The 24,723-nt window shown below is 69.0% G+C and carries 26 protein-coding genes; 9 read left to right on the top strand and 17 right to left on the bottom strand.

The window, feature by feature from the left end:
- Positions 1–9: 9 nt before the first annotated feature.
- Genes rlmM through INQ40_RS10365 form a run of 3 tightly spaced genes read right to left on the bottom strand, consistent with a single transcriptional unit; the run spans position 10 to position 3,466 of the window.
- Positions 10–1,083 (bottom strand): 23S rRNA (cytidine(2498)-2'-O)-methyltransferase RlmM, encoded by a 1,074-nt coding sequence (gene rlmM, locus INQ40_RS10375; RefSeq protein ID WP_194340365.1) that lies wholly within the window; start codon positions 1,081–1,083, stop codon positions 10–12.
- A gap of 2 nt (positions 1,084–1,085) precedes the next feature.
- Positions 1,086–1,661 (bottom strand): nucleoside deaminase, encoded by a 576-nt coding sequence (locus INQ40_RS10370; RefSeq protein WP_194342524.1) that lies wholly within the window; start codon positions 1,659–1,661, stop codon positions 1,086–1,088.
- 50 nt (positions 1,662–1,711) lie between these two features.
- Complete coding sequence (locus tag INQ40_RS10365) at positions 1,712–3,466, bottom strand: glutamine--tRNA ligase/YqeY domain fusion protein (RefSeq protein WP_194340364.1); 1,755 nt, start codon at positions 3,464–3,466, stop codon at positions 1,712–1,714.
- Positions 3,467–3,594: 128 nt separating this feature from the next.
- Between INQ40_RS10365 and INQ40_RS10360 the strand changes: the two genes are divergently transcribed.
- Positions 3,595–3,864, top strand: a complete 270-nt coding sequence (locus tag INQ40_RS10360; RefSeq protein ID WP_194342523.1) for a DUF2007 domain-containing protein — start codon at positions 3,595–3,597, stop codon at positions 3,862–3,864.
- Between the two features lie 29 nt (positions 3,865–3,893).
- Here the strand turns inward: INQ40_RS10360 and INQ40_RS10355 are convergent, their stop codons facing one another.
- From INQ40_RS10355 to ahpC, 3 genes are all read right to left on the bottom strand, one after another.
- A complete protein-coding gene (locus INQ40_RS10355; protein ID WP_194340363.1) occupies positions 3,894–4,808 on the bottom strand; it encodes a LysR substrate-binding domain-containing protein in 915 nt (304 codons plus the stop codon).
- Positions 4,809–4,864: 56 nt separating this feature from the next.
- A complete protein-coding gene (gene ahpF, locus INQ40_RS10350; RefSeq protein WP_194340362.1) occupies positions 4,865–6,478 on the bottom strand; it encodes an alkyl hydroperoxide reductase subunit F in 1,614 nt (537 codons plus the stop codon).
- A gap of 318 nt (positions 6,479–6,796) precedes the next feature.
- The gene (ahpC, locus tag INQ40_RS10345; RefSeq protein WP_193984314.1) at positions 6,797–7,360 is read right to left on the bottom strand and encodes an alkyl hydroperoxide reductase subunit C; all 564 of its coding nucleotides are present in this window, start codon (positions 7,358–7,360) and stop codon (positions 6,797–6,799) included.
- A gap of 297 nt (positions 7,361–7,657) precedes the next feature.
- Between ahpC and prmC the strand changes: the two genes are divergently transcribed.
- Both prmC and pip read left to right on the top strand, forming a co-directional pair.
- Positions 7,658–8,479 carry a peptide chain release factor N(5)-glutamine methyltransferase gene (prmC, locus tag INQ40_RS10340; RefSeq protein ID WP_194340361.1) on the top strand — a complete coding sequence of 274 codons (822 nt, stop codon included), beginning with the start codon at positions 7,658–7,660 and terminating at the stop codon, positions 8,477–8,479.
- Positions 8,480–8,551: 72 nt separating this feature from the next.
- On the top strand, positions 8,552–9,496 hold the full coding sequence (gene pip / locus INQ40_RS10335; RefSeq protein WP_194340360.1) for a prolyl aminopeptidase: 945 nt from the start codon (positions 8,552–8,554) through the stop codon (positions 9,494–9,496).
- A 37-nt stretch (positions 9,497–9,533) separates the two neighbouring features.
- Here the strand turns inward: pip and INQ40_RS10330 are convergent, their stop codons facing one another.
- Genes INQ40_RS10330 through INQ40_RS10320 form a run of 3 tightly spaced genes read right to left on the bottom strand, consistent with a single transcriptional unit; the run spans position 9,534 to position 11,595 of the window.
- A complete protein-coding gene (locus INQ40_RS10330; RefSeq protein ID WP_194340359.1) occupies positions 9,534–10,100 on the bottom strand; it encodes an NUDIX hydrolase in 567 nt (188 codons plus the stop codon).
- Between the two features lie 32 nt (positions 10,101–10,132).
- The gene (locus INQ40_RS10325) at positions 10,133–11,077 is read right to left on the bottom strand and encodes a 5'-3' exonuclease H3TH domain-containing protein (RefSeq protein WP_228481995.1); all 945 of its coding nucleotides are present in this window, start codon (positions 11,075–11,077) and stop codon (positions 10,133–10,135) included.
- On the bottom strand, positions 11,074–11,595 hold the full coding sequence (locus INQ40_RS10320) for a nitroreductase (protein WP_228482204.1): 522 nt from the start codon (positions 11,593–11,595) through the stop codon (positions 11,074–11,076). Before INQ40_RS10320 ends, INQ40_RS10325 begins: the two co-directional genes overlap by 4 nt.
- 204 nt (positions 11,596–11,799) lie before the next feature.
- Between INQ40_RS10320 and INQ40_RS10315 the strand changes: the two genes are divergently transcribed.
- Positions 11,800–14,196, top strand: a complete 2,397-nt coding sequence (locus tag INQ40_RS10315) for a DUF1631 family protein (RefSeq protein WP_194340357.1) — start codon at positions 11,800–11,802, stop codon at positions 14,194–14,196.
- Between the two features lie 128 nt (positions 14,197–14,324).
- On the top strand, positions 14,325–15,488 hold the full coding sequence (locus INQ40_RS10310; RefSeq protein ID WP_194340356.1) for an NAD(P) transhydrogenase subunit alpha: 1,164 nt from the start codon (positions 14,325–14,327) through the stop codon (positions 15,486–15,488).
- A gap of 143 nt (positions 15,489–15,631) precedes the next feature.
- Here INQ40_RS10310 and INQ40_RS10305 read toward each other — a convergent pair whose 3' ends face one another.
- From INQ40_RS10305 to INQ40_RS10295, 3 genes are read right to left on the bottom strand one after another with little or no spacing between them, the layout of a single operon-like run.
- On the bottom strand, positions 15,632–16,063 hold the full coding sequence (locus tag INQ40_RS10305; RefSeq protein WP_194340355.1) for a DUF3106 domain-containing protein: 432 nt from the start codon (positions 16,061–16,063) through the stop codon (positions 15,632–15,634).
- Entirely contained in the window at positions 16,060–16,509 is a 450-nt protein-coding gene (locus INQ40_RS10300) for a hypothetical protein (protein ID WP_194340354.1), read from the bottom strand. The genes INQ40_RS10305 and INQ40_RS10300 overlap by 4 nt, the downstream gene beginning before the upstream one ends.
- Positions 16,506–17,123, bottom strand: coding sequence for an RNA polymerase sigma factor (locus INQ40_RS10295; protein WP_194340353.1), 618 nt, complete (start codon positions 17,121–17,123; stop codon positions 16,506–16,508). Before INQ40_RS10295 ends, INQ40_RS10300 begins: the two co-directional genes overlap by 4 nt.
- Positions 17,124–17,314: 191 nt before the next feature.
- Between INQ40_RS10295 and INQ40_RS10290 the strand changes: the two genes are divergently transcribed.
- Both INQ40_RS10290 and INQ40_RS10285 read left to right on the top strand, forming a co-directional pair.
- Positions 17,315–17,659, top strand: coding sequence for an NAD(P) transhydrogenase subunit alpha (locus INQ40_RS10290; protein ID WP_228481994.1), 345 nt, complete (start codon positions 17,315–17,317; stop codon positions 17,657–17,659).
- Positions 17,656–19,080, top strand: coding sequence for an NAD(P)(+) transhydrogenase (Re/Si-specific) subunit beta (locus INQ40_RS10285; RefSeq protein ID WP_194340352.1), 1,425 nt, complete (start codon positions 17,656–17,658; stop codon positions 19,078–19,080). Before INQ40_RS10290 ends, INQ40_RS10285 begins: the two co-directional genes overlap by 4 nt.
- Before the next feature lie 58 nt (positions 19,081–19,138).
- Here the strand turns inward: INQ40_RS10285 and INQ40_RS10280 are convergent, their stop codons facing one another.
- Positions 19,139–19,573 carry a hypothetical protein gene (locus INQ40_RS10280; protein WP_194340351.1) on the bottom strand — a complete coding sequence of 145 codons (435 nt, stop codon included), beginning with the start codon at positions 19,571–19,573 and terminating at the stop codon, positions 19,139–19,141.
- A gap of 97 nt (positions 19,574–19,670) precedes the next feature.
- Between INQ40_RS10280 and sufT the strand changes: the two genes are divergently transcribed.
- Together sufT and INQ40_RS10270 are read left to right on the top strand one after the other, a co-directional pair.
- Complete coding sequence (gene sufT, locus INQ40_RS10275) at positions 19,671–20,228, top strand: putative Fe-S cluster assembly protein SufT (RefSeq protein ID WP_194034136.1); 558 nt, start codon at positions 19,671–19,673, stop codon at positions 20,226–20,228.
- A gap of 73 nt (positions 20,229–20,301) precedes the next feature.
- Complete coding sequence (locus tag INQ40_RS10270) at positions 20,302–20,874, top strand: hypothetical protein (protein WP_194340350.1); 573 nt, start codon at positions 20,302–20,304, stop codon at positions 20,872–20,874.
- On the opposite strand, the gene INQ40_RS10265 is transcribed toward INQ40_RS10270, so the two are convergent.
- From INQ40_RS10265 to INQ40_RS10250, 4 genes are read right to left on the bottom strand one after another with little or no spacing between them, the layout of a single operon-like run.
- A complete protein-coding gene (locus INQ40_RS10265; RefSeq protein ID WP_228481993.1) occupies positions 20,858–21,502 on the bottom strand; it encodes a uracil-DNA glycosylase family protein in 645 nt (214 codons plus the stop codon). The two genes, INQ40_RS10270 and INQ40_RS10265, sit on opposite strands and share 17 nt — an antisense overlap.
- On the bottom strand, positions 21,499–22,878 hold the full coding sequence (locus INQ40_RS10260) for an FAD-linked oxidase C-terminal domain-containing protein (RefSeq protein WP_194340349.1): 1,380 nt from the start codon (positions 22,876–22,878) through the stop codon (positions 21,499–21,501). Before INQ40_RS10260 ends, INQ40_RS10265 begins: the two co-directional genes overlap by 4 nt.
- A 19-nt stretch (positions 22,879–22,897) precedes the next feature.
- Positions 22,898–23,275: a YraN family protein gene (locus tag INQ40_RS10255; RefSeq protein ID WP_194340348.1), complete on the bottom strand. Its 378-nt coding sequence runs from the start codon at positions 23,273–23,275 to the stop codon at positions 22,898–22,900.
- Complete coding sequence (locus INQ40_RS10250) at positions 23,262–24,620, bottom strand: penicillin-binding protein activator (RefSeq protein WP_194034132.1); 1,359 nt, start codon at positions 24,618–24,620, stop codon at positions 23,262–23,264. The genes INQ40_RS10255 and INQ40_RS10250 overlap by 14 nt, the downstream gene beginning before the upstream one ends.
- Positions 24,621–24,723: the final 103 nt, after the last annotated feature.

Here is a 24,723-nt window from a genome sequence, read left to right as displayed (position 1 = left end):
ATGCGCCCGTCAGCGTGAGGGCATCGCCAGCACCGTGATCTCTTCACGGTCGTGGTAGAGCTGGCGCGCGCGGATGGTCATCGGCCGGTGGGTCTGCAGCTCGAAAGCTTCCAGGCAGATCCGGGTTTCCTCCCAGCGCTTCTTCATCGGCAGCTTGAGGTTGAACACCGCCTGCTTACACCAGCCCTCACGGAACCAGGTCGCCATGCGGTCGGCCACCTTGCGCGGCTGCTCGACCATGTCGCAGACCATCCAGTCGACCGGTCGCCGCGGCTGCCACTGGAAGCCGTCGGCCCTGACGTGCTCGACCCGGCCGCTGTCGAGCAGCTGCTCGCGCATCGGGCCGTTGTCGACCGCGGTGACCAGCATGCCGTGGCGCATCAGTACCCAGCTCCAGCCCCCGGGCGCGGCGCCCAGATCGGCCGCCTGCATGTTGTCGCGCAGCAGGAGCCCGCGTTCGCGCTCGTCGAGCAGGGTCATGAACGCCTCCTCGAGCTTCAGCGCCGAGCGGCTGGGCGCCTCGGCGTGCATGCGCAGGCGTGGAATGCCCAGCGGCCACGGTGCGCCGTCACGCGGATCGCTGGTGGCGAGCACGACGTGGTGCCCGCCAAGGAAGGCGACATGCAGACGCGGCCGGCGCGGGTCGTCCTTTGCGCTCAGCCAGCCGGCCTTGCGCAGGCTCGGGCGCAGTGCGTTGGCGAAGCTGCGGGACAGCCCGGCGAGGGTCTTTCCGTCATCGGAATCGGGGTGCTCCACCCACAGCTCGCCGAACATCCCCGGCGCCACTTCGCCCTGTTCTTTCAGGGCATCCAGGGCCTGCATGATGGGCGTGATGCGGTCGCTGGGGTTCAGGCCGGGCAGGTCGGCCAGGCGCAGCAGCTTCTGGCGGGCGAAGACGATCCGCTCCAGCGGCAAGGCCATCGCCAGCGCACGCGCCCCGGAGGCAATGAACTCGACGTAGCCGTTGCCGCGTTCGGCGCGGGCATAGCCGGGGTGCCCGGCCAGCGCGGCGCGCTCGGTGAGTTCGGCGGCCAGTTCGGGTTCAAAGCCCGCGCGGCACCAGCAAAACAGGGCATCGGTCATCGTCAATAGCCCGCCCCGCCGGAGCGGGCATAGTCTTTCAGGACCGCGCAGGCCGCGTCGCGCTGGATGTCACGCACGACGTCGATCCCGCGGCGGGTCAGTTCGCCGACCCAGTCGGCCGGCAACGGGCCTTCATCGAACTGGGTCAGCGCTTCGACGTCTTCGCTGCGGGCGCCGATCAGCAAGCGGTCCACGCCGGCCCAGATGGTCGCGCCGTAGCATTGGCAGCACGGCTGCGCCGAGGTGGCCAGGGTGACCGGTCCGGCGCGGACGCCGGGCTCGCTCTCGTTCAGTCGGCTGCGCTGGGTGCGCTGCTGGGCGAGCATGTAGGCCATCGTTTCGGCATGCGCCAGCGAGCACGCCTGCGGGATCACCCGGTTGACGCCGACCGAGATGATGCGGTCATCGGGGCCGAATACCGCCGCGCCGAACGGGCCGCCGCTGCGCGCTTCGATGTTGCGTGCCGACAGTTCGATTGCCAGGGCGACCTTCGCCTCATCGCCAAGATAGGGCGCGCTGGTATCGATGCCCTCGTGAATCCACGCGGGCAGGGTCAGGTGCACCTGGGCGTACAGCATCGGCTGGAACTCCTTGGCAGGCTGCGCAGGGTGCTGCAGCCGGGGATCGGTCACGCCTTGGCTGCCCAGATGTCGCGCAGGGTGACGCTGCGGTTGAACACGGGGCGCTGCGGGCTGTGGTCGTGGCGATCGGCGACGAAATAGCCCAGGCGTTCGAACTGCCAGGACTGCTCGGGCTTCGCGTCCGCCGCGGCCGGCTCGATATAGCCGGTGACGGTGCGGCGTGATTCGGGATTGAGGTGGTCTTCGTAGGATTGGCCGTCACTGTTGTCGTCCGGATCGGCGACCGAGAACAGGCGGTCGTACAGGCGGACCTCGGTGGCCACCGCGTGCTCGGCGCTGACCCAGTGGATGGTGCCCTTGATCTTGCGGTTGGCGCCTTCCATGCCGGGCCGCGATTCCGGATCCAGCGTGCAGCGCAGCTCGATGACAGTACCGTCCGCGTCCTTGATGACTTCATCGCAACGCATGATGCCTGCGCCGCGCAGGCGGACCTCGCCGCCGGGCACCAGACGCTTGAAGCCCTTGGGCGGCACTTCGGCGAAATCGTCGCGCTCAATCCACAGGCGATTGGAGAAGGGCACCTGGCGGTTACCGAACGACTCGTCCTTCGGATGGTTGGGGAACTCCAGCGACTCGCTGTGACCGTCCTGCAGGTTGGTGATCGTCACCTGCAGCGGGTCGATCACAGCCATCCGCCGTGCAGCGTTGACGTCCAGGTCCTCACGCAGGCAGCCTTCCAGCACCGAGAAATCGATTACCGAGTTCACCTTGCTCACGCCCAGGCGCTCGACGAACAGGCGCAGCGACGCGGGCGTGTAGCCGCGGCGGCGCAGGCCCAGCAGCGTGGGCATGCGCGGATCGTCCCAGCCGTCGACCAGGCCGGACTGCACCAGCGCCATCAGCTTGCGCTTGCTCATCACGGTGTAGTTGATGTTGAGCCGCGAGAACTCGATCTGGCGCGGCTTGGCGGCCTCCAGCGGCATGCCCTGTTCGGTCAGCGGGCGCAGCAATTCGGGATGGCCGGCCAGGTCGACCCGGTCCACGCACCAGTCGTAGAGCGGACGGTGATCCTCGAACTCCAGCGTGCACAGCGAGTGGGTGATGCCTTCGACCGCGTCGCCCAGTGCGTGCGCGTAGTCGTACATCGGGTAGATGCACCAGGCGTCGCCGGTGTTCTGGTGGGCCAGGTGGCGGATGCGGTAGATCGCCGGATCGCGCAGGTTGATGTTGCCGCTGGCCATGTCGATCTTTGCGCGCAGGGTGTGCGCGCCTTCGGCGAACTCGCCGGCCCGCATGCGCCGGAACAGGTCCAGGTTCTCCTCGACGCTGCGGTTGCGCCAGGGCGATTCACGGCCGGGTTCGGTCAGGCTGCCGCGATACTCGCGCACCTGCTCGGCGGTGAGGTCGCAGACGAACGCATCGCCTTGCTCGATCAGCTTTTCCGCGCCCAGGTAGAAGACCTCGAAATAGTCCGAGGAATGGCGCAGCTCGTTCCACTCGTAGCCCAGCCAGCGCACGTCCTCCTGGATCGCGGTGACGTACTCGATGTCCTCGCGCGAGGGGTTGGTGTCGTCCATGCGCAGGTTGCACACCCCGCCGAATTCGTCGGCGATGCCGAAGTCGAGGCAGATCGCCTTGGCGTGGCCGATGTGCAGGTAGCCGTTGGGCTCGGGCGGAAAGCGCGTCCGGATCGCGGTGTGCTTGCCGCTGGCGATGTCGTCACGGACGATCTGGCGGACGAAATCCTGCTTGATCGGCGCGTCGGCCGTAGGAGGGGATGCAGAGGCGGTCGAGTCGGACATGCGGCGCGGATCGGCGTGGGAAAGCGACCAGTCTAGCCGGTGTCGCCGGACTGCTGGCGCTCACGCGCGGCGGCGTATGGTGGAGCGATGCGAAGCCACGTCTCTGCCCGCCCCGGAGCCCGCCCATGATGCGGGTGGTCTATGAAGCCGCCGGCATCATCGATGCCCACCTGGTGCGCCACGCGCTGGAGGCGGCGGGGATCCCGGTTTTCGTCAAGGGCGAGGCCCTGCTGGGCGGCATGGGCGAGCTGCCGATGTTCGGTCTGGTCCAGGTCTGCGTGCCGGAAGCGGCGTGGATGCAGGCGCGCGAGGTGGTCGACGCGCTGGAACTCGGCAATCCCGTTTCGCTCGAAGACGACCAGGTTGACTGGCTGGATGGGGCAGCGCCGGCGGTCTGAGTGATCTGCGGCGGAGTTCTGCGCAGTTTCTAGGATTCCGCCGGCGGCAACAGCAAACCGGGTGGCAGCTCACGCAGCTGGCCGGCGATGCGCTCCAGCAACGAGGCCATCGCCGAGGTCCTGCGCCAGACCATGGCGATCGTGCGGTGCGGCGACTCGCCCTCGAAAGGCAACAGCGCGATGTCCGGCGACGGCGGCACCGGCGGTTGCACCGACAGCGCCGGCAGCAGGGTCAGCCCCACACCGGCGGCGACCATCTGCCGCAGGGTTTCCAGGCTGGTCGCGCGGAAACCGTCACGCTCGCCCGCGCCGGTCAGGCGGCACACATCCAGCGCCTGGTCGCGCAGGCAATGGCCTTCCTCGAGTAGCAACAAGGGGATCCGGTCGAGGTCGTCGATGGCCAGCGAGCGGCGCTTGGCCAGCGCGTGCTGGCGTGGAACCGCGAGCAGGAACGGTTCCTCGAACAGGGTCTCGACGTGGAGTTGGTCGTCGTGGATCGGCAGTGCCAGCAGCGCGGCATCCAGCCGTCCCTCGCGCAGGCGCTCGAGCAGGGCGTCGGTCTTCTCCTCCACCAGCAGCATTTCCAGGCGCGGGAACTTCTCCCGCAGGCCCGGCAGCACGTGCGGCAGCAGGTAGGGCCCCAGGGTGGGGAACATCCCCAGACGGGTCGAACCGGCGTCGGGATCCTGGCTGCGACGCGCGATCTCGGCCATCTGGTCGACGTCCGCCAGCACGCGCCGGGCGCGTTCGACGATGTCGCGACCGACGGGGGTCAGCATCACCTTGCGCGGCGCTCGCTCCACCAGGGTTACGCCCAGCTCCTCTTCCAGCTTGCGGATCTGGGTGGACAGGGTGGGCTGGCTGACGAAGCTGGCCGCCGCGGCGCGGCCGAAGTGGCGGTGTTCGGCCAGGGCGACGAGGTACCTGAGGTCGCGAAGATTCATCGGGGATTCCAGGCCCGCTGCCGCCGGCCGTTGGGCGCGGCGGCAACGGTTGGCCCTCAGGCCGCCGCGGTGTCCGCGGCCGCTGCCAGGGCGGCTGCGGCTTCGGCCGGTGCCGGGGTGCGGATCAGGTAGTCGAACGCGCTCAGCGCGGCGGTCGAGCCGGCACCCATGGCGATCACGATCTGCTTGTAGGGCACGGTGGTGGCGTCGCCGGCGGCAAACACGCCCGGCATCGAAGTCGCGCCGCGCTCATCGATGACGATCTCGCCGCGCGGGGAGAGGTCCAGGTCGCCCTTCAACCATTCGGTGTTGGGCAGCAGGCCGATCTGGACGAAGATGCCGTCGAGCGCCACGCGGTGGATATCGCCACCCTCGCGGTCCTTGTAGACCAGTCCGGTGACCTTTTTGCCGTCGCCGAGCACCTCGGTGCTTTGTGCGCTCACCAGGATGGTGACGTTGGGCAGGCTGCGCAGCTTGCGCTGCAGCACCTCGTCGGCGCGCAACCGGCTGTCGAACTCCACCAGGGTGACGTGGTTGACGATGCCGGCCAGGTCGATCGCGGCCTCCACGCCGGAGTTGCCGCCACCGATCACCGCCACGTCCTTGCCCTTGTACAGCGGGCCGTCGCAGTGCGGGCAGTACGCCACGCCCTTGTTGCGGTACTCCTCCTCGCCGGGCACGCCCATCTGGCGCCAGCGCGCGCCGGTGGCGAGCACCACGCTGCGCGACTTCAGCGACGCGCCGTTGGCCAGTTGCACCTCGACCAGGCCGCCGGGCTCGCTCGCCGGCACCAGTCTGGTCGCCTGCTGCAGGTTCATGATGTCCACGTCGTACTCGCGCACGTGCTGCTCCATGGCCACCGCAAACTTCGGACCCTCGGTGTGCGGCACGGAGATGAAGTTCTCGATGGACATCGTGTCCAGCACCTGGCCGCCGAAGCGCTCGGCGACCACGCCGGTGCGGATGCCCTTGCGTGAGGCGTAGATGGCCGACGCCGCTCCGGCGGGACCGCCGCCGATGACCAGCACCTCGAACGGCGCCTTGGTCCTGATCTCCTCGGCCATGCGCTTCCCGGCGCCCGTGTCGAGCCGGGCGACGATCTGCTCGACCGTCATGCGCCCGGTATCGAAGGCCTCGCCGTTGAGCAGCACGGTGGGCACCGACATGATCTCGCGGGCCTCCACTTCGTCCTGGAACAGCGCGCCATCAACGGCGACGTGGCGGATGGCGGGATTCAGCACGCTCATCAGGTTCAGCGCCTGCACCGTGTCCGGGCAGCTCTGGCAGGACAGCGACATGAAGGTCTCGAAGTTGAACTCGCCCTCCAGCTCGCGCACCTGCCGGGCCAGCTCATCGCTGATCTTGCCCGGGTGGCCGCCGACCTGGAGCAGCGCCAGCACCAGAGAGGTGAACTCATGGCCCATCGGGATCGCCGCGAAGGCAACGCCGATATCGGTGCCGACGCGATTGATCGCGAAGGAGGGCTTGCGCGTCTGCGAATCGTCATCGCGGCGCAGCGTGATCTTCCCGGACATCGCGGCGATGTCGGTGAGCAGGGCATGCAGCTCCTGCGGCTTGGCGCTGTCGTCCAGGCAGGCGACCAGCTCGATCGGCTGGGTCACGTTTTCCAGGTAGGTCTGCAACTGGGTCTTGAGGCTGTCATCGAGCATGGCAACGGCTCCATTGAAGGTGGAAAGAAGGCGTGTGGATGCTTGCAGGAGCGGCCTGGGCCGGGGGAGGGGGCCGGTGGGGGGTGCCGGTGGATATCTCCAGCATCCGGCTCAGCCCAGGCCGCTTGTGCAAGCAACCGGTGACGCGTCACCCACTCGCGTACGGCGAGATCGGGTGTGGGATCGGTGTGGAATCAGGCGAAACCAGCCCTGAAGAGACCCGGGTGGAGGACACCCGGGGCTCGGATCATGCGCCCGGGCGGCTACAGCGCCCGGGCGGACATCTGGGCGACGCCGCAGCGTCGCCCTTGCAGCGGTTTAGATCTTGCCAACCAGATCAAGCGAAGGAGCAAGGGTCTTCTCGCCTTCCTTCCACTTGGCCGGGCAGACCTCGTTGGGGTGCGCAGCGACGTACTGGGCGGCCTTGACCTTGCGCAGCAGCTCGCTGGCATCGCGGCCGATGCCGCCGGCGTTGATCTCGACGATCTGGATCTTGCCCTCGGTGTCGATCACGAAGGTACCGCGGTCGGCCAAGCCGACTTCCTCGATCATCACGTCGAAGTTGCGGGTGATCGTGCCGGTCGGGTCGCCGATCATCGTGTACTTGATCTTCTTGATCGACTCGGAGGTGTCGTGCCACGCCTTGTGCGAGAAGTGGGTGTCGGTGGAGACGCTGTAGATCTCGACGCCGAGCTTCTGGAACTCCTCGTACTTGTCGGCCAGGTCTTCCAGCTCGGTCGGGCAGACAAAGGTGAAGTTGGCCGGGTAGAAGAAGAACACCGACCACTTGCCCTTCAGGTCGGCCTCGGTGATTTCCTTGAATTCGCCGTTCTTGAATGCCTGGGCCTTGAACGGTTTGATTTCGGTATTGATCAGGGACATCGCTGGATCCTCTTGCAGTGGATGGGGGAGAAGAAGCTACGAATCACAGGTTAGTGGCGCCTATGGGATTAATCAAATCGATTGATGTGATTGATTCGATAGCCACTACCTATCGTTAGAGCGGGTCTTGCGAAAACGCACATCGCCTGGTGACGGCGATCCTTTCGACATCGCGGCGTGGGTGGCGCTTATCAACCCCGCGCCCTCCGGATGTCTGCGAGACGGGCTCGCCTATCATGGCCAGCCTGGGCCGGACCGCCTCAGGCATCCGCAGCTTTCCAACGTTCGGTAGAACCTATGGCGCGAATCGATTCAATCCTGCGCGAAGCGCGCGCCGGCACGGGTGCGGGCGAGGCGGAGTTGCTGCTCGCGCACGCGCTCGGTCGCTCGCGTACCTGGCTGTACGCGCACGGCGACGAGGAGCTCGATGACGCGGTCGCGGAGCGATTTGGAGCGCTGCTGGAGCGCCGGCGCGCGGGCGAACCGGTCGCCTACCTGACCGGGCAGCGGGGATTCTGGCGCTTCGACCTGCAGGTAAGTCCGGCCACGCTGATCCCGCGGGCGGAAACCGAGCTGCTGGTGGAGCAAACCCTGGCCCGGCTGCCAGCGGACCGGAAGCTGCGTGTTGCAGATCTCGGCACAGGCAGTGGCGCGGTCGCCCTCGCCGTGGCGATGGAGCGCCCGTCGGTCCACGTGATCGCCACCGACGCCAGCGAGAGCGCGCTGGCAGTCGCGGCCGGCAACGCGCGGGCGCTGGGTCTGGGCAACGTGCAATTCTGCCACGGCGACTGGCTGCAACCGCTGGCCGGCATGCGCTTCGACCTGATCGTCAGCAATCCGCCCTATATCGCCGAAGACGATGCGCATCTGGGCCAGGGTGACCTGCGATTCGAGCCGCGCAGCGCGCTGGCCGCGGGTGCCGACGGACTGGACGACATCCGCACCATCATTGGCGATGCACCGGCGCTGCTGGCCTCCGGCGGCTGGCTGCTGCTGGAGCACGGCCTGGACCAGGGCAACGCGGTGCGGGCCCTGATGCGGGAGGCCGGTCTGGGCGAATTGGAAACGGTCCTCGATCTGGAGCAGCGCGACCGCGTGAGCCTGGGTCGCGCGCGCTGAAGCCGCGGCCGGCCGCTGCGGGGACCGGCGGCGCTGGGTAGAATTACCGGTCAAACCTGCGGCGGAGTCCCCATGCGCACCCTGTATCCCGAGATCCAGCCCTACGACACCGGCACGCTCAGCGTCGACGAACGCCACACGCTGTATTACGAGCAGTGCGGCAATCCCGACGGCAAGCCGGTGGTGCTGCTGCATGGTGGCCCGGGTGGCGGATGCAGTGCGAAGATGCGCCGGTTCCACGACCCTGCGCGCTACCGCATCATCCTGTTCGACCAGCGCGGCAGCGGTCGCTCCACGCCGCACGCCGACCTGGTCGCCAACACGACCTGGCATCTGGTGGAGGACATCGAGAAGCTGCGGGTCAAGCTGGACATCGACAAGTGGCAGGTCTTCGGTGGCAGCTGGGGCTCGACGCTGGCGCTGGCCTATGCGCAGAAGCACCCCAAGCGCGTGACCGAGCTGGTGCTGCGCGGCATCTTCATGCTGCGTCGCTGGGAACTGGAATGGTTCTACCAGGAAGGTGCGAGCCGCCTGTTCCCGGAACCGTGGGAGCACTACTTGGCGGCGATCCCGGTCACCGAGCGACACGACCTGATCAGTGCCTACCACCGCCGCCTGACCAGCGCGGACGAATCCATCCGGCTTGCCGCGGCCAAGGCGTGGAGCGTCTGGGAAGGTGCGACCAGCTTCCTGCATATCGACGACGACTTCACCACCAGCCACGAGGACCCGAAGTTCGCGCTGGCATTCGCCCGGATCGAGAACCACTACTTCGTCAACGGCGGCTTCTTCGAGGTCGATGACCAGCTGCTGCGTGACGTGGGCGCGATCGCCGACATTCCCGGCGTGATCGTGCATGGGCGCTACGACGTGGTGTGCCCGGTGCAGAACGCCTGGGACCTGCACAAGGCCTGGCCGAAGGCGACGCTGGCCATCTCGCCGGCGTCCGGGCATTCGGCCTTCGAGGCCGAGAACGTCGACTCGCTGGTGCGTGCCACCGACGGGTTCGCCGGCTGAGGCCAGCGCGCCTGCCGAGCCCGCCGGTCAATGATCGTCAGGGCGCGACGGGCGATCCGTCCGGGTTGCGGTCGATCATCCACAGGCCGCCCCACAGCTTGAGGTCCAGCTCGAAGCCTTCGCGCTGCTTTTCGATCAGCCAGGCCGGCGCGTGTTCGCGCGGCACGTGGTGGACGGTGATGTCCTCATTGCCGACACCGCCGCCTTCGCCCACCTTGACCAGGTCACGGGCGCGCACGTAGGCGATGCGTTCGCTGCTCATCCCAGACGAAGTGGGACCGACCAGCAGCACCTCGACCCGGCGGGGCTCCCAGCCGGTTTCCTCGACCAGTTCGCGATGCGCGGCGGCGGCCAGCGTATCGGAGGCGTCATCGTCGCCGACCAGCCCGGCCGGCATCTCGATGGTGCGCGAACCCAGCGGCACGCGGAACTGCTCCACGAACAGCACCTCATCGGCCGGGGTCACGGCAATGATGATCACCGCGATGCCCTTGCCGTGGGTGCGCTCGACGTACTCCCAGCGGCCGCGGCGCAGCATCCGCAGCCACTTGCCGTCGTAGATGGTTTCAACGGGCTTTTCGCGATCGTCCAGGGGATTGTCCATGGACGGATGCTAAACCTTCCCGGCGACGCTGTTCACGCGCCGGGATTGAATTCCAGCCCGGCAGCGCCGTACAGCCGGCGGCGCGTCATCGGTCCGAAGCGGACCCGTTCGCACAGCGCATGCAGGCGGGCGGAATCAGCGGAATCGCGGATGAAGTGGCTGCCCGCATCGTCCAGGACCACGTCGCAGGCCACCGTCGACAAGCGGCGACACAGCAGGGCCAGGTCGCGATGCTCGCGCAGCCGGGCCGCGCACGCCGCCGCGCCCCGCAGGCGCAGGTACGGAACCTCGTCGATGCGCTCCAACAGCGCATCCAGGCTGCCGAAATGCGTCAGCAGCGCCGCGGCGGTTTTAGCACCGATGCCCGGCACTCCCGGAATGTTGTCGACCGCATCGCCCGTCAGCGCCAGGTAGTCGGCCATCTGGCGGGCCTCCACACCGTGGCGCGCGGGCACGCCGTCCGCGCCCCAGCGCTGGCCGCGGGCGAAATCCCACTGCTCGTCCCCCTCAGCCAGCAGCTGCGACAGGTCCTTGTCGGCCGAAACGATCACCGAGCGGAACCGCTGCGCACGCGCGCCGATGCAGGCGCTGCCGATCAGGTCGTCGGCCTCGTACTCGGGGTGGGAGAGCACGCTCAGGCCAAGCGCGGCGCACAGTTCACGGCAGTGCACGAACTGTTGTTTCAGCGCGTCCGGCGCCGGTTCGCGGTTGGCCTTGTAGGCCGGGTAGATCGCGTTGCGAAAGCACGAGTCCAGCGCCTCGTCGAAGGCCACCGCGATGTGCTGCGGGCGGGCGCGATCCAGCAATTCCAGCAGGAAGCGGGCAAATCCGTGGACGGCGTTGGTCGGCGAGCCATCCGCGCCGCGGAAATCGTCGGGCATCGAGTGCCAGGCGCGGAACACGTACAGGCTGGCATCGACCAGGTAGAGGGTCGGCGTGGCAGCGCGCGGCGAGGCAGCGACGCCAGCGTGGCTCAAGGTACCCACTCGGACAGCAATGCCGCCGGATCGGGGCGGCGACGCTCGCCGATTTCCTGCGATGGCGTGCCCAGGTGGATGAAGCCAATGATGTGCTCGTGGTCCGCCAGCCCGAGCATTGCGGCGACGCCGCGGTCGTAGGCGGCCCAGCCGGTCAACCAGCAGCCGCCAAAGCCCGCGGCCTGGGCCGCTTGCAGCAGCGCAAAGCCGGTGCACCCGGCGCTCATCAGGCGCTCCTGCTCCGGGATCTTCGGATCCGGGCCCAGTTCGGCCACCAGCACCACGATCAGCGGCGCGTGCAGGTAGCGGTCAAGATCCTTGGCAATCGCGCCCTCGCTGGCCTCGGCATCGGCCTGGCGATGGCGCGCGGCCAGGCGCTCGCCGAACACCCGCCGGGCATCGCCGCGCAGGCTGATGAACCGGAACGGCACGCGGGCGCCATGGTCGGGCACGCGGGTCGCGCTGGCGAGCAGCCGCAGCAACACCGCGCGGTCCGGCCCGGGCTCCTGCAAGCGCATGAAGGGCACGGAACGGCGGCGATCCAGGTGCGCCAGCGCAGCATCCAGGGCGTCGAGCGAAGGCCCTTGTTGATACGATGTATCGGCTTTGGGGGTCATAAGTCACAGTTCAAACATTGAGCGGAGAAACCTGACCCATATTGCCACTATGCTCCCATACAGGTTTGTGGGCAGCGGTCTGCGTCACCCAGGTCTGGAGCACACGTGTCTATCCCATCCGCCCGCGGTTTCCATTCCACCCCCGTGGATCCCACGCGGGTGCTTGAGGAGATCAAGCGCCTCGTGCTGGAGCGCCTGGCCGGGCTGCCGGGCGAATTCTACCCGGCGATCGATACCGCGCTGGCGGCCATCACCGCCGGCGGCGATGCAAACCATTCGCCGCAGGTCGTCTACCAGGCGCAGGCCGCCCTGTGGGTGCTGCGCCAGCACCACGCGGCCCATGTGATGCGCTTCCGGCAGGGCATCGCGCGCGGCTTCGACGATTTCCGCCTGCTGCATGCCCGCGACAGCGTCGACGTTCCACTGGGGCTGATCGACGAAGGCCAGATCGATTTCCATCTGGCCGGGCAGGCGCTGGCCGCCAGCCTGGACCATCGGCACAGCGCCAGCCTGGACATGATGGGCGCACGCCTGGACATCCTGGCCGGCGCGCTGGGCGCAGAGCCCTCGATGAACCCCTTGGGCCCTACCCGCCTGGCGATGGCCTTCGTGGACACGTTTGAAGACGAGCAGATCCCCGAACTGCTGCGGACGCTGTTGTTCGAGCACTACGCCAAGGCGCTGGGCAGCGTCTTGGGTGAGCTTTACGACGCGGCCAACGCGGTGCTCGCGCGCGGTGGCTACGGATTGCCGGAGGCTCCGGAGGCGCCAGCGGCGGCGCCTTCTGCGGCCGCGGTTGGTGCATCCAGTGGAACGCCCGGAGCGCTGGGGCCGGTGCCGGCAACGGGTTACTCCAACGCGGCCCAGGGGGCGGCTGGCTGGGGTCTGGGGCAGGGCCAGCACGTCGCGGGTCCGGCCGGGTTTGCAGGTGGTTCCGGCCAGCCTGCGTATGGCGGTCATGGTCACGCGGGTAGCGGACACGCCGCGTCCGGCACTGGTACGGGCGCCGGCGGAGCGGGTTGGGGCGACGGGCGCGCGGGCGCTCCCGGTGGCGGCGCCGAGGCCCCGACGCCGGCCGAGCTGGACGAGCTGCGCACTATGTTGCACGCCTGGCGCGAGGGTCGCCGCGACGAGGCGCCCGCTCCCAGGGCCGGCACTTCCACGGGCGGCACGCCGGGGCGCCGCGAGTTGCGCCTGGACGAACTGGTCAACGTCGCCTCGCTGATGCAGGCCGAACCGGCGGACGTCTTCGCGCGCGCGCTGGCCGGTACCGGCACCCTGGCGGGCGCGATCCGCGACCAGCTCAACACCGGCTCGCGCCGTCTCGGCCTGGATCCGGAACAGATCAGCTTCAGCGCCGAGGACGAGGACGCGATCGACCTGGTCGGCCTGCTGTTCGACGCGCTGTTCCGCAGCCAGCAACTGCAGGACCGCGCGCGGCGGATGTACGCGCGCCTGGTGCTGCCCTACGTCAAGGTCGCGCTGACTGACCAGCAACTGTTTGTCAGCCCGACCCATCCGGCGCGGCGCCTGTTCGATGCGATCACCGAGGCGGTCGCGGGCAACGCCGGCAACACCCCGCAGGAGCGCGAACTGCTGGACCGGGCCACCTCCATTTCCCAGCGGGTGGTCGCCGAATACACTGAGGACCTGGTGATCTTCGAGACCGCGCACCGCGAGCTGGACGCCCTGTTGCAGCAGCAGCGGCGCCGGATCGAGTTGCAGGAGGAGCGTGCGGCCAAGGCCACCAACGGTCGCGAACGGCTGAACCATGCCCGCGAGCAGGCCGATACCGTGCTGGCGCGGCGCCTGTCGGCCCCGCCGCTGAGCCCGGCGATCGCCGAGTTCCTGCGCGGATCCTGGCGCCATCACCTGGTCCAGACCTGGCTGCGCGACGGCGACGACCGCGAGCGCCTGGTCGACGCGGTATCCTTGGGCGATGCACTGGTGGCTGCCGACCGCCTGGCGGCGGAAGGCCGCGGTTCGGAATTGGCCGATCACCTGCTGGCGCTGGAGCCGCGCATCGCCGAATGCCTGGCCAGCTCGGGACTGGACCAGTCCGCGGCGGAGCACGCGCTCGCGCTGCTGGTCAAGGGGCTGGTCTACCCGCACACCCCGCGCGACCTGTATCCGCCGCCGCCCCGGCAGGCCCAGGACGACGACGACGAGCGCAGCCTGTGGCTGGATCCGCGCGGCAGCGCGCGCGCCAGGCCGGCGCAGGTCGAGGAACTGCGCGCGCTGGAGGCCGGGTCGTGGCTGCAGATCAGCGACCTGAAGGGCGAGTCGCTGGCCGCGAAGATCGCCTGGGTCAGCCCGCTCAGCGACCGCAGGCTGCTGGTCAACCGACGCGGCTTGCGGGTCCTGGTGGCCACGGTGGAGGAACTGGCGGTGATGGCCGCTGCCGGCCGGCTGGAGGTGGGCTGCGAGCCGACCGCCTTCGAACAGGCGATGCAGCACGTCCGCGAGCAGCTGGACCGCGCCGCCGGTTCGGTGGCGCGCTAGCGCACGCACAAAGCGGCTCGCGATGCGAGCGCGGTAGAGGCGCGCCGTTTCACCCGCCGTCCCGTTTTCCGGCGCGCCCAGGCGCCGTCATTCGCTAGGATGGGCTGAACCCGCACAAGGAATGCCTGATGACGATCATTATCGGCGTCGCCCGCGAAACCGCGGCCGGCGAACGTCGCGTTTCCCTGGTTCCCGAAACGGCGAAGAAACTCGCCGCGCTGGGCGCGCGCGTGCGCATGGAGCGCGGCGCTGGCAGGGCGGCGGGTTTCGCCGACGAGGCCTATGTCGGCGCCGGCGTCGAGCTGGTCGCTGACGCCGCCAGCGCGCTGACGGGTGCCGACGTCGTGCTTTGCGTGCAGAGCCCGCCAGTCTCGACGCTGCAGGTGCTGGCGTCCGGCACCGTGCTGGTCGGGCAGTTGGCGCCCGAGGCCGACCCGGCACGCGCAGAGGCGATCACCGCGCAGCAGCTGCTCGCTTTTCCGCTGGAGCGCCTGCCGCGTACCACGCGCGCGCAGGCCATGGACGTACTCAGCTCGCAGGCCGGCATGGCCGGCTACAAGGCGGTCCTGCTCGGTGCCCAGCTGGCGCCCCGGTTCTTTCCGATGCTGACCACCGCCGCCGGAACGATCCGCCCGTCGCGCGTACTGATTATCGGTGCCGGCGTTGCCGGCCTGCAGGCGGTCGCGACCGCAAAACGGCTGGGCGCGCAGGTCGAGGGTTTCGACGTGCGCCCGGAAACCCGCGAGCAGATCGAATCGCTCGGCGGCAAATTCCTCGACCTGGGCGTCAGCGCGGCGGGCGAGGGCGGCTACGCGCGCCAGCTAACCGAGGAGGAACGGGCCGAGCAGCAGCGCCGCCTCGGTGAACACCTCAAGCTAATCGACGTGGTGGTGACCACGGCGGCCGTGCCCGGCAGGCCGGCGCCGAAAATCCTCACCGGGGCGATGGTGGCAGGGATGCGGCCGCGCAGCGTCATCGTCGATCTGGCGGCCGAAACCGGCGGCAACTGCGAGTCCACCCGGCCCGGGGAGACGGTCGATGTGGGCGGTGTCACCGTCGCCGGGCCGCTGAACCTGCCCAGCAGCGGCGCCACCCACGCCAGCGAGATGTTCGCACGCAACGTCCTGAATTTCGTCAGCCTGTTCGTCCGCGACGGGGCGATCGATTTCGACTGGGACGATGAATTGCTGGCCAGGACCGTGTGGCCGTCGCGCCCGGAAGCCGCGTCCGAGGCGCCAGCAATGGCCGTCTCACCTCAGGCGTCGGCAGCCGGGCAAGCCACCGGCGCCTGAGCATCACGCGAAAGGGTGGGTGCAGTCCGCACCGGGATCGAAGGTCCGCCGGTGCGAATACGTCGTCGTCGTCGCAGAGGCGCGACCGTCTCCGGCAACGTGGCGCGAGACCGGCTCAGCCGGTGCCGGCCCGGGTCGTCAACTCAGCGCGGGCGTTCCCCGCTATCCGGCGCCGGGTTGGCCTCCACCCAGGCCTTGCGTTGCTCCGGCGTCATGTTGCGCCACTGCTCGCGCAGTGACTTGCGAGCGTCCGGATTCATTCCCCGCATCTTGCTGTAAAGCGCACGCGCCTCCAGCCGTTGGGCGGGTGACATGTGGTGCCAGCGGTCCATGCCGTGGCGCGCCTTGCCGCGCTGTTCCGGCGTCATCTCGCTCCAGCGTTGCGCGCGCTGCAGCATCCGTTCCCGGCCGTCGGGCTGGCTGTTCCAGCGCTCGCGGATCGGCGCGATCAGCGTGGCGCGGGTCTCCGCGCTGAGCTGGTCCCATTCGGGCATGGTCGGCTCGGAGGCCATCGCCGGCAGGCACACCGCGGCGGCCAGCACCGTCAGGCAGGTCAAGCGCATTGAACGGTTCATGGGAAACGCTCCGTAGGTGGCGACAGGGCGCCGTCGTTGGCGGCCAGCCAGAGATAGAAGTCCGGGTTTTCGTCGAGCGCGGCGAGCAGGCCGCTGACCTCGCTGTCGATGGCGTCCACCGTATCGGCGGACTGGCGTGTCGAAGTGGCCGCCGTGGAGGCCATAGGGACGCTGCCGCCCGGCGCCGGAGCCGGCACGCGCTGCAGCTGGATCCCCGCCCCCAGCGCGAGTGCCAGCACGGCGGCGCTGCCTGCCCATGTCCACAGGCGGCTGTGCTTCCGGGAAGCGCCCATCGTTGCGGCGTGGCGGGCCTGCTGAAGCCGGCGGCGGACCTGCGGCGAGACGTGCGCGAGCGCGTCGGCGTGAAGCGCGCGCGCCTGAGCGTCGAACATGTCTTGCGGGCTGCTGCGCGGGTCCGGGACCGGCGGCGATGCGTAGCGGTTCATTTCCAGTCCTCCAGCTGCAATTGCAGCGCCGTGCGTGCACGGGATAGATGGGTTTTCACCGAGCCCTCGCTGCAGCCCATCGCCTTGGCGGTGGTCGCCACGTCAAGCTCTTCGAGGATGCGCAGGCTGAACGCCTCGCGCTGGCGGCGCGGCAATTGCTGCAGCGCATCGACCAGGCGCGCGTAGCCTTCGCGGCCCTCGTGATTGCGGGCCGGGTCGGGGCCGTGATCGGGCCAGTCCGGCGTGCTGCCGTCGTCGCGCTCGATCGCTGGCGCCATCCAGCGCACGCGGAATGTCCGCCGACGCTGGATGTCGATGATCCGGCTGCGCAGGATGCTCCAGAACAGCGGCGTCCACTCCGCCGGCGGTCGGTCCTGGTAGTTCATCATCTTCATCATCGCGTCCTGCACCGCGTCGAGCGCGTCCTCGCGCTGTCGCAGGCCGATTTCCGCAAAGCGGAAGGCGCGCGTTCCCAGACGTGCGAGGAACTCGTCCAGCGTCCTGGGCTCGCGCAGGGCCGGCTCCTCGGCAACGGCAAGGGCGCCCGTCGGGTCGGGCTCAACGGCGGTCTGCAGCAGGGGTTCGATGGCGTCATGGGTCACGAAATCAAGCATATACGGCCGGCATCCGGTCGCTCGCGACAATCGTGTCGCGGGGCGGCTCGCAGCGGTTGCTGCAGACAGGGAAACGCGCGAGGCGGGTGCGGGTTGACAGGCCGCGCGGAATTGCGGTCGCAGGCCAGCGGCTTTGCCGGCGCGCCTGAATGCGTGGTTATGATGGGGAACTACCGCGCGGGGAAGGAACGATGGGCGAAGGGCTGATGGTGCAGGCGTTTGCGATGCTCTACATCTTCATGCTGGCGGCGATCGCCGGCCATGTGATCATTTCGCGGGTGCCGGTGATTCTGCACACGCCGCTGATGTCGGGTTCCAACTTCATCCACGGCATCGTGCTGATCGGCGCGATGGTGGTGCTTGGTCAAGCCGATACCACGCTGGAGAAAGTGATCGGCTTCGTCGCCGTATTGATGGGCGCGGGCAATGCCGCCGGTGGCTACGTGGTCACGGAGCGCATGCTGGACATGTTCAAGCCCAGCATGAAGCGTGCACCGGCCGGCGAAGCGTCCAAAGCAGCGGACGCCCGGGCGTGAGCGCGGCCGAACTGCAGTCGCTGGTCGCCGCGAGCAGCTACTTCGTCGCTGCCACGCTGTTCCTGCTTGGCCTGCAACGGATGGCCTCGCCCAAGACTGCACGCAGCGGCATCCGCTGGGCCGGCGCGGGCATGCTGGTGGCGACCGCCGCCACCTTCCTGTTGCCGGACCTGCACAACCTGGGCTTGATCGTCACCGCGCTGGTCATCGGCACGGTGGCGGCCTGGGTATCGGGCAAGAAGGTCGCCATCACCGACATGCCGCAGATGGTCGCGCTCTACAACGGCATGGGCGGTGGTGCCGCGGCAGCGATCGGCGCGGTGGAGCTGCTGCGCGCCGCCTCGATGGTCGGCGTTGCGACGCCCGCCTTGGCGGGCACATTGCCGGCCTTGTCCACCTTCACCCTGACCCTGGCGGTACTGGGCGCAGCGATCGGCGCGGTGTCGCTCTCAGGCTCGGTGATCGCATGGGCCAAGCTGGACGGACGCCTGGACCGGCGCGTCGTCTTCCCGGCACAACAAGCCCTCAGCGCGCTGGTGTTCCTGGCCATGCTGCTGGCGGGCGGCTGGGCGGTGGCCACGGTGCAGATGCCGGCGATCGTTGCCTTCTTCGTGCTCGCGCTGCTGCTGGGCGTGCTGATGACCCTGCCGATCGGCGGCGCGGACATGCCGGTCGTGATCTCGCTGTACAACGCGCTGACCGGCCTGGCGGTGGCGTTCGAAGGCTTCGTGCTCGGCAACGAGGCGCTGATCATCGCCGGCACCATGGTCGGCGCGGCCGGCATGCTGTTGACCCGCCTGATGGCCAAGGCGATGAACCGGCCGATCAGCGGCGTGTTGTTCTCGCATTTCGGTGCGACCGGCGAGGCGCAGGAAATCAGCGGCTCGCAGAAGCCGATAGAGGCCGGCGACGTTGCCTCGATGATGGCCTTCGCCGAACGCGTGGTGATCGTGCCCGGCTATGGCATGGCCGTCGCCCAGGCCCAGCACAAGGTGTGGGAACTGGCCCAGCGGCTGATCGATCGCGGGGTGAAAGTGAAGTTCGCGATCCATCCGGTGGCCGGACGCATGCCGGGCCACATGAACGTCCTGCTGGCCGAGGCCGGCGTGCCCTACGACCTGATCGTGGACATGGACGACATCAACCCGGAGTTCCCGCAGACTGACGTGGCGCTGGTGATCGGTGCGAACGACGTCGTCAACCCGGTGGCCAAGACCGATCCGGCCAGCCCGATCTACGGGATGCCGATCCTGGACGTGGTCAATGCACGCAACACCGTGGTGATCAAGCGCGGCAAGGGCACCGGTTTTGCGGGCATCGAGAATGCGCTGTTCTACGCCGACAACACCCGCATGCTTTACGGCGACGGGGCGGAGGCGGTCGGCGCACTGGTGTCGGAGCTGAAGGCGCTGGACGCCTGAGGCTGGCGGCAGTCCGCGGTGGCATCGCGCGGCTGCCGCGTGGAACGCTACGCCAGGTTCAGCGACTGGCGACGGCGGCCAGCACGACGGCCGCGGCCATCCAGAGCAGGTCAACCGGGCCGATCGCGATGCCCGCGAGCGTCCAGGCGTGATGGAAACCCAGCCGGATCGCCGAGCCCCACGGCGTGAGGCCCAGCATCGCCCCCAGATGGGCGGCGATGATCCACCAGATGGCGAGGATGGCGATGCACGCGGTGGCAACGGCGGCGAGCAGGGCACGCGCCGGGCCCGGACGCCAGCCGCCCAGTCGCAGCACGATCACGATGTCGATCGCCCCGAGGATGGCCATCCAGCTGCCCAGACGGCCACTGGACAGGGCGACGAGCACCCAGGCGGCGGCAAAGCCAAACACGCCCAGCGCCAGCAGGACACAGGAAAACACACGGGCAGGCGCGCGGCGTGCGCGCCCGGTCGAAGGCAGGGGAGGGGTCATCGAAGCAATCGGCTCAGGCAGCTGCCCAGCATAACGGGTGGGCGTCGGCCGGCATATTGGACTAGAATGGTACGACTTCACCCAACAGCCAGAACGCATGTATTCCCGTAGCAGCGAACCTGTCCGTTTTGAACGCGATTGCCCCGCCATCCTCGTGCCCCAGGGCGATGAGGTCGAACTCCCGGCCGGGTCGGTGGGTTACATCACCCAGGGCCTGGGCGGCAGCTTCACCGTGTTCGTGGACGGCAACCTGTTTCGCATCGCCGGGCAGGACGCCGACGCGATCGGCAAGGAACCCACCCCGCCGCTCGTGCTGCCCGAGGGCGCCAACGACGACGCGGTTGAGGAGCTCGTCTGGCACCAGCTGCGCACGTGTTTCGATCCGGAAATCCCGATCAACGTGGTGGATCTGGGCCTGATCTACGAAGCCAAGGTCCTGCCACATCCCGAGCAACCCGGCCAGCGGCTGGTCGAGGTGCGGATGACGCTGACCGCGCCGGGCTGCGGCATGGGCGAGGTCCTCGTGTCCGACGTCAGCGACAAACTCAAGCTGATCCCGACCGTGGTGGATACGGATGTCGAACTGGTGTTTGAGCCGCCGTGGACGCAGCACATGATGTCCGAGGCCGCGCGGCTGGAAGTGGGGATGTTCTGAACACGCCCCACCGGCGTTCACTTCCCTTCGGGCATGATCGGCCCCTGACCCGCTGCAAGGATTGGAGGAGCGCATGCATGCCACGAATGCCCATTTCCCGAACCGGCGAATCGCCGCATTGCTCGCCATCGCTGCGGTGGTCGCGATGAGCGGCTGCGCGGCCGCTGGCGACAATTCTTCCGGCAAGGCGCCGGCAACTGCACCGGCCGGGAGTGCAGCACCGGCAGCTAACTCGCCAGCAAGTGCATCGTCGGCAGGTCCAGCCACGGCGGGTACTGCGGCAGCGGCGCCCGGCGCTTCGGACGGCGCGGCGACACCAAGTCACTTCGATCAGTTGCCGGCGGACAGCCAGTTCCAGCGCTTCATCGTCAAGTACCGGGACGGAACCGCGCCCGGCCGGGACGCCGACGCCGCCCGCGAACGACTGGACGCGATGCAGGACCGGACCGGCATCGAGATGGAATGGTTGCGGCGCCTTGGCGTGCAAGCCGATGTCTTCAAGACCGACCGTCCGCTGGACCGCAAGGCGGCGGCGCAACTGATGGACCGCTTCTCGGCCGATCCGGATGTCGAGTACATTGAGGTCGACGGCGTCATGACCATCCGCACCGGTGTGAAAGTGCCGCCGGTCAAGCCGCTGAAGTAGGGCTGCTCAGCAGCTGGCGGACCTGTTCGCGAAGCTCCGGCAGCACTTCCCCCTCGAACCACGGATTGGCCTTGAACCACGCCACGTTGCGCGGGCTGGGGTGGGGCAGCGGGAGGTAGCGTGGCAGGAAATCGCGCCACTGGCGCATCGTCGCGGTGAGGTTTCCCGGCCGGCTTGGCCCGAGGAAATAGGCCTGCGCGTACTGGCCGATCAGGATGTTGAGGCGGATCTGCGGCAGCAGCGGCAGCAGGCGCGGATGCCAGGTGGCGCGGCATTCCGGCCGCGGCTGTGCATCGCCGGAGCCGGCCTTGCCCGGGTAGCAGAAGCCGATCGGGACAATCGCCACCTGCGTCGGGTCGTAGAAGGTTTCGCTGTCGATCCCCAGCCAGTCCCGCAGGCGCGCGCCGCTGGCGTCATCCCACGGAACCCCGCTCATATGCACCTTGCGGCCCGGCGCCTGGCCGGCGATCAGCAGGCGGGCGCTGCGCGCGGCCGTCAGTACCGGGCGCGGTCCCAATGGCAGGTGGACCTCGCAGATCCGGCAGGCGCGGATGTCGACCAGCAGTTCCTCCAGCGCGCTATCGGTCGTGGTCGCGCGCGGTGCCCGCGGGTCGATGGGATGGGTCACGGCGGCAGCAGCTTGCCGGGATTGAGGATCCCGTCCGGATCGAATGCGGTCTTGATCTGCCGCATCAGCGCCAGGGTGGGCGCGGTGATCGCGGTAGGCATGAAATCGCGCTTGGCCAGGCCGATGCCATGCTCCCCCGACAGGGTGCCGCCGAGCGCGACCGCCAGCGCAAACACGCGCGACATCGTCGCGGCAGCCCGTGCGGCCTGATCGCCGTCGGCCGGGTCATACATCAGGTTGACGTGCAGGTTGCCGTTGCCGGCGTGGCCGAAGCAGACGATGGGCAGCCCGCATTCGACGGAAAGCTGCTGCACGCCCTGGACCAGTTCCGGGATACGCGAGACCGGCACCACGACGTCCTCGTTGATCTTGCCCGGCGCCAGCGTACGCAAGGCGGGCGAAAGTGCCTTGCGCGCGGCCCAGAGCTGCGCCCGAGCGGTCTCGTCGGCTGCGTCGTCGAGCGCGACAAGCCCATCGCCGGAGGCGGCGCGCCGCAACGAATCGATGTCATCGGCAAGGTGCGCGGGATCGCCGTCCGCCTCGATCATCAGCAGCGCCCCGGCGGATTGAGGAAGATCCGCGCCGCCGATTTCGCGGGCCAGTCGCACGGCGCTGGCGTCCATGAACTCGAGCATCGAGGGCGTGACCGGCTGCGCCATCAACCGGGCCACGGCCCGGGCGGCGCTGTCGACATCGCGGTAGACCGCTCGCAGCGCACGCCGCGCCACCGGTGTCGGGGTCAAACGCAGCGACGCCTCGACGATCAGGGCCAGGGTGCCTTCGCTGCCGACCAGCAGCCGCTGCAGGTCGTAGCCGGTCGAGCCCTTGGTGGTGCGCGTTCCGCAGTGGATCAACTCGCCCGCGCCGGTGACCGCGGTCAGCGCCAGGACGTTGTCGCGGCTGGCGCCGTACTTCACCGCCCGCGGGCCGCCGGCGTTGCAGGCCAGGTTGCCGCCGATGGTGCTGAACCCGGCACTGGTCGGGTCCGGCGGCCAGAACAGGCCATGCGCGTCGAGGGCGGTCTGCAGGTCGCCGTTGATCACGCCGGGCTGGACGACGGCGCAGCGGTCACCGGGCGCGATGTCGATGATCCGGTCCATGCGCTCGAACGAGACCACGACGCCGGCCTGGATCGGCACCGCGGCGCCGGTGGTGTTGGTGCCGCGGCCGCGCGCGATCACCGGCACCCGATGGCTGCGGCACGCGCGCACCAGCGCCTGCACCTGCGCGGTGGTGGTCGGCAGTGCGACCGCATCGGGAAGCGCAAGCCGGCGCGAGTTGTCGTAGGCGTAGGCGAGCCGCTCGCTGTCATCGATCCGCCAGGCGTCGCCGAGCAGATCCGCCATCTCGCGCTGGAGTGCGGCAGGCAATGGCATCACGCGCTCCGCGTAGACATCAGCAATCGTCGGCGCGGAACGCGTCGCGCAGCCAGTTCAGACGGGGCGCCGCCGGTTTCCCTTCGGCTTCGACCACGTCGAAGCGGCAGGGCCCGTCGGCATAGCGCGGGTGGCGCTGCAGGAACAGCTGCGCGGCCCGCACCAGTTTGCGCTGCTTGCGGAAATCCACCGAGGCCGCGCCCCCACCGAAGCGGTCGTCGCGGCGGTAGCGCACCTCGATGAACACCAGGGTGTCGCCGTCGAGCATGACCAGGTCCAGCTCGCCCAGCCGGTAGTTGGCATTGGCGGCGACCGGGCGCAGTCCCGCATCGATCAGGTGATCGCGGGCGGCGGCCTCGACCGCCGAACCGAGACCACGGCGGTCAGTTGCCGGCACTGGCCAGCGGAGACGCGTACCCGCCACGGAAGGTCGACCACGCCGGCGTGCGCAGAACCTTGCCGGAAGCATCGATGGCCAGCCCGCCGGTCGCGCCGGCGACATGCGCATCCGGGGATTGGGCCAGCCGCTCCAGGTAGGCGGTCAGCAGCCAGGCGTCGTGTCCGAATGCGAACAGACGTGCCGCCGCGCCGCGCGCGGTCTGCAGTCTTGGGCTGACGCTCGCGGCGGACGGCAGACCGGGAACGTGGCGTCCACTGGTCCAGCTTTCGGCCGGGAAGGCGATGCCGTCCAGTACGCGGTCCTCTTCGGCGTCACCGGTACCGGAAAGCAGTTGCGAGGTCGCCACCAGCGGCTTGCCGGACAGTCCGGCCATCGCCAGGCGCGGCATCAGCTCGCGCGCGGCGGGCCCGCGCATGGCCAGGTAGATCGCATCCACTCCACCTTCCTTTTGCGCGAACGGCGTCAGGTCGGCGATGCCGGCGCCAACCACGTCGGTCACCGTTCCACCTAACTCGGCCAGACGCGCACGCAGCGCGTCGGTGGAACGACGGGCATTGTCGTCACCGGCGTTGATCACCATCACCCGGCGCGCGCCGCGCTCGACGAGCAGGTCCGCGGCCGCCACGCCTTCCTCCTCCGGCGAGAGCGAGAAGCTGACGTTGCCCGCCGGTGGGTCGACGTTGCCCTGGTTCAGCGCGAGCATCGCGACCGGCAGCGAGCCGCGACGAAACAGCGCGTCCACGCCTTCGCGAGAGAGCGGACCGACGATGAAATCGTTGCCGGCGCTGGCAGCCTGGTCGTAGGCGGCCAGTGCCCCCCCGGCAGTGCCATGGGTGTCATAGAACGCGATGTCGGGGCGTCGCCGTGACTCGGCGTAGTAGGCGGTGAGGAAACCGTCGCGCACCGCGGCGGCGGGTGCCGCCATGTCGCCGCTCAGCGGCAGCAGCACGCCCAGCTTGACCGGCGGCCGGTAGCCGTCGCGGTCCGCCGGCGGGCGTCCGTCGGCGTCAAAGCCCCAGGCGGCGCGGTCCATCGGCCTCGGCAGCGCCAGGCCGCGGGCCAACAGCGCCCGCGCCATGTGGTTGTAGAGCGGATCGCCTTCCGGCAGCGCCGCCGCCTGCGCGGCCAACGTGGCATCGTCCAGTTGACCGAGAAGGGCGGCCACCTGCTGCGCGTCGGCGCCGCCAGCGAGCAATGCAGCGGCCTGGCTGACAACCGGATCCACGCGCGACACGGATGGACCGCGGACCGGTTCCATCGTGGTGCAACCGCCGACCAGCAAGGCCGCGGTGGCAAGAGCGAGGAACCAGGCGTGCAGCAGACGTCGAGTAGGAGCATTCATCGGCAAGCGCTCGCCGCGAGGCGGCGTTTACTGTGGAGTTGGGCCGATTCTACCTGTCGCCGCGGCCGGGGAATGTCTGCAGCGTGTGTGGGATTTCCGCCCT

It is taken from the genome of Lysobacter sp. H21R4, from assembly GCF_015277535.1.
Lineage (GTDB): Bacteria > Pseudomonadota > Gammaproteobacteria > Xanthomonadales > Xanthomonadaceae > Novilysobacter > Novilysobacter ciconiae.
This window is presented reverse-complemented; position numbering and strand designations above follow the sequence as displayed.

Bases quoted from the DNA above. Each gene is read 5' to 3' on its own strand.
- INQ40_RS10250 (WP_194034132.1), bottom strand. From the start codon at position 24,620: ATGAATGCTCCTACTCGACGTCTGCTGCACGCCTGGTTCCTCGCTCTT.
- INQ40_RS10270 (WP_194340350.1), top strand. From the start codon at position 20,302: ATGCATGCCACGAATGCCCATTTCCCGAACCGGCGAATCGCCGCATTG.
- INQ40_RS10290 (WP_228481994.1), top strand. From the start codon at position 17,315: ATGGGCGAAGGGCTGATGGTGCAGGCGTTTGCGATGCTCTACATCTTC.
- prmC (WP_194340361.1), top strand. From the start codon at position 7,658: ATGGCGCGAATCGATTCAATCCTGCGCGAAGCGCGCGCCGGCACGGGT.
- ahpC (WP_193984314.1), bottom strand. From the start codon at position 7,360: ATGTCCCTGATCAATACCGAAATCAAACCGTTCAAGGCCCAGGCATTC.
- INQ40_RS10365 (WP_194340364.1), bottom strand. From the start codon at position 3,466: ATGTCCGACTCGACCGCCTCTGCATCCCCTCCTACGGCCGACGCGCCG.
- rlmM (WP_194340365.1), bottom strand. From the start codon at position 1,083: ATGACCGATGCCCTGTTTTGCTGGTGCCGCGCGGGCTTTGAACCCGAA.
- INQ40_RS10280 (WP_194340351.1), bottom strand. From the start codon at position 19,573: ATGACCCCTCCCCTGCCTTCGACCGGGCGCGCACGCCGCGCGCCTGCC.
- ahpF (WP_194340362.1), bottom strand. From the start codon at position 6,478: ATGCTCGATGACAGCCTCAAGACCCAGTTGCAGACCTACCTGGAAAAC.
- INQ40_RS10310 (WP_194340356.1), top strand. From the start codon at position 14,325: ATGACGATCATTATCGGCGTCGCCCGCGAAACCGCGGCCGGCGAACGT.
- INQ40_RS10305 (WP_194340355.1), bottom strand. From the start codon at position 16,063: ATGAACCGTTCAATGCGCTTGACCTGCCTGACGGTGCTGGCCGCCGCG.
- sufT (WP_194034136.1), top strand. From the start codon at position 19,671: ATGTATTCCCGTAGCAGCGAACCTGTCCGTTTTGAACGCGATTGCCCC.
- INQ40_RS10360 (WP_194342523.1), top strand. From the start codon at position 3,595: ATGCGGGTGGTCTATGAAGCCGCCGGCATCATCGATGCCCACCTGGTG.
- pip (WP_194340360.1), top strand. From the start codon at position 8,552: ATGCGCACCCTGTATCCCGAGATCCAGCCCTACGACACCGGCACGCTC.
- INQ40_RS10330 (WP_194340359.1), bottom strand. From the start codon at position 10,100: ATGGACAATCCCCTGGACGATCGCGAAAAGCCCGTTGAAACCATCTAC.
- INQ40_RS10320 (WP_228482204.1), bottom strand. From the start codon at position 11,595: ATGCGCTTGCAGGAGCCCGGGCCGGACCGCGCGGTGTTGCTGCGGCTG.
- INQ40_RS10300 (WP_194340354.1), bottom strand. From the start codon at position 16,509: ATGAACCGCTACGCATCGCCGCCGGTCCCGGACCCGCGCAGCAGCCCG.
- INQ40_RS10295 (WP_194340353.1), bottom strand. From the start codon at position 17,123: ATGCTTGATTTCGTGACCCATGACGCCATCGAACCCCTGCTGCAGACC.
- INQ40_RS10355 (WP_194340363.1), bottom strand. From the start codon at position 4,808: ATGAATCTTCGCGACCTCAGGTACCTCGTCGCCCTGGCCGAACACCGC.
- INQ40_RS10260 (WP_194340349.1), bottom strand. From the start codon at position 22,878: ATGCCATTGCCTGCCGCACTCCAGCGCGAGATGGCGGATCTGCTCGGC.
- INQ40_RS10370 (WP_194342524.1), bottom strand. From the start codon at position 1,661: ATGCTGTACGCCCAGGTGCACCTGACCCTGCCCGCGTGGATTCACGAG.